1 rRNA gene is annotated in these 3,017 nt (G+C 51.8%); it reads right to left on the minus strand.

From position 1 onward, the window contains the following. Nucleotides 1–6: 6 nt before the first annotated feature. Nucleotides 7–2,940, minus strand: a 23S ribosomal RNA gene (locus tag ACQKL6_RS20675). Nucleotides 2,941–3,017: the final 77 nt, after the last annotated feature.

Below are 3,017 nucleotides of genomic sequence, written 5' to 3' on the forward strand. Positions count from 1 at the left end.
AAAGCGTTGGTTAAGTCCTCGATCTATTAGTATCAGTCAGCTCCACATGTCGCCACGCTTCCACCTCTGACCTATCAACCTGATCATCTTTCAGGGATCTTACTAGCTTGCGCCATGGGAAATCTCATCTTGAGGGGGGCTTCATGCTTAGATGCTTTCAGCACTTATCCCTTCCGCACGTAGCTACCCAGCTATGCCTTTGGCAAGACAACTGGTACACCAGCGGTGCGTCCATCCCGGTCCTCTCGTACTAAGGACAGCTCCTCTCAAATTTCCTGCGCCCGCGACGGATAGGGACCGAACTGTCTCACGACGTTCTGAACCCAGCTCGCGTACCGCTTTAATGGGCGAACAGCCCAACCCTTGGGACCGACTACAGCCCCAGGATGCGATGAGCCGACATCGAGGTGCCAAACCTCCCCGTCGATGTGGACTCTTGGGGGAGATAAGCCTGTTATCCCCGGGGTAGCTTTTATCCGTTGAGCGATGGCCCTTCCATGCGGAACCACCGGATCACTAAGCCCGACTTTCGTCCCTGCTCGACTTGTAGGTCTCGCAGTCAAGCTCCCTTGTGCCTTTACACTCTGCGAATGATTTCCAACCATTCTGAGGGAACCTTTGGGCGCCTCCGTTACTCTTTAGGAGGCGACCGCCCCAGTCAAACTGCCCACCTGACACTGTCTCCCACCCCGATAAGGGGCGCGGGTTAGAATTTCAATACAGCCAGGGTAGTATCCCACCAACGCCTCCACCGAAGCTAGCGCTCCGGCTTCTCAGGCTCCTACCTATCCTGTACAAGCTGTAACAAAATTCAATATCAGGCTGCAGTAAAGCTCCACGGGGTCTTTCCGTCCTGTCGCGGGTAACCTGCATCTTCACAGGTACTATAATTTCACCGAGTCTCTCGTTGAGACAGTGCCCAGATCGTTACACCTTTCGTGCGGGTCGGAACTTACCCGACAAGGAATTTCGCTACCTTAGGACCGTTATAGTTACGGCCGCCGTTTACTGGGGCTTCGGTTCAAAGCTTCGCTTGCGCTAACCTCTCCCCTTAACCTTCCAGCACCGGGCAGGTGTCAGCCCCTATACTTCGCCTTGCGGCTTCGCAGAGACCTGTGTTTTTGCTAAACAGTCGCCTGGGCCTATTCACTGCGGCTTTTCTGGGCTATTCACCCTAAAAAGCACCCCTTCTCCCGAAGTTACGGGGTCATTTTGCCGAGTTCCTTAACGAGAGTTCTCTCGCACACCTTAGGATTCTCTCCTCGCCTACCTGTGTCGGTTTGCGGTACGGGCACCTTACATCTCACTAGAGGCTTTTCTTGGCAGTGTGGAATCAGGAACTTCGGTACTATATTTCCCTCGCCATCACAGCTCCGCCTTAATGGAAACGGGATTTGCCTCGTTTCCGGCCTAACTGCTTGGACGCGCATATCCAACAGCGCGCTTACCCTATCCTTCTGCGTCCCCCCATCGTTCAAACGATGTATAGGTGGTACAGGAATATCAACCTGTTGTCCATCGCCTACGCCTTTCGGCCTCGGCTTAGGTCCCGACTAACCCTGAGCGGACGAGCCTTCCTCAGGAAACCTTAGGCATTCGGTGGAAGGGATTCTCACCCTTCTTTCGCTACTCATACCGGCATTCTCACTTCTAAGCGCTCCACCAGTCCTTACGGTCTGACTTCAACGCCCTTAGAACGCTCTCCTACCATCGACACCATACGGTGTCAATCCACAGCTTCGGTGATACGTTTAGCCCCGGTACATTTTCGGCGCGGAGTCACTCGACCAGTGAGCTATTACGCACTCTTTAAATGGTGGCTGCTTCTGAGCCAACATCCTGGTTGTCTAAGCAACTCCACATCCTTTTCCACTTAACGTATACTTTGGGACCTTAGCTGGTGGTCTGGGCTGTTTCCCTTTCGACTACGGATCTTATCACTCGCAGTCTGACTCCCAAGAATAAGTATTTGGCATTCGGAGTTTGACTGAATTCGGTAACCCGTTGGGGGCCCCTAGTCCAATCAGTGCTCTACCTCCAATACTCTCATCTTGAGGCTAGCCCTAAAGCTATTTCGGAGAGAACCAGCTATCTCCAGGTTCGATTGGAATTTCTCCGCTACCCACACCTCATCCCCGCACTTTTCAACGTGCGTGGGTTCGGGCCTCCATTCAGTGTTACCTGAACTTCACCCTGGACATGGGTAGATCACCTGGTTTCGGGTCTACGACCTCATACTCATTCGCCCTATTCAGACTCGCTTTCGCTGCGGCTCCGTCTTATCAACTTAACCTCGCATGAAATCGTAACTCGCCGGTTCATTCTACAAAAGGCACGCCATTACCCATTAACGGGCTTTGACTACTTGTAGGCACACGGTTTCAGGATCTATTTCACTCCCCTTCCGGGGTGCTTTTCACCTTTCCCTCACGGTACTGGTTCACTATCGGTCACTAGGTAGTATTTAGCCTTGGGAGATGGTCCTCCCTGCTTCCGACGGGATTTCTCGTGTCCCGCCGTACTCAGGATCCACTCAGGAGGGAACGAAGTTTCAACTACAGGGTTTTTACCTTCTTTGACGGACCTTTCCAGGTCACTTCATTTACCCCGTTCCTTTGTAACTCCATATTGAGTGTCCTACAACCCCAAGAGGCAAGCCTCTTGGTTTGGGCTACATTCCGTTTCGCTCGCCGCTACTCAGGAAATCGCTATTGCTTTCTCTTCCTCCGGGTACTTAGATGTTTCAGTTCCCCGGGTCTGCCTTCAATACCCTATGTATTCAGGTAGAGATACTGTTCCATTACGAACAGTGGGTTTCCCCATTCGGAAATCTCCGGATCAAAGCTTACTTACAGCTCCCCGAAGCATATCGGTGTTAGTCCCGTCCTTCATCGGCTCCTAGTGCCAAGGCATCCACCGTGCGCCCTTTCTAACTTAACCGTTAAAAAGATCTTACTGATGCTTTGAAAAAAATTAATTGCCTTCTATCTATTATCTAGTTTTCAAGGAACAATGTA

The organism is Peribacillus sp. NPDC097197, assembly GCF_050278025.1.
Lineage (GTDB): Bacteria > Bacillota > Bacilli > Bacillales > DSM-1321 > Peribacillus.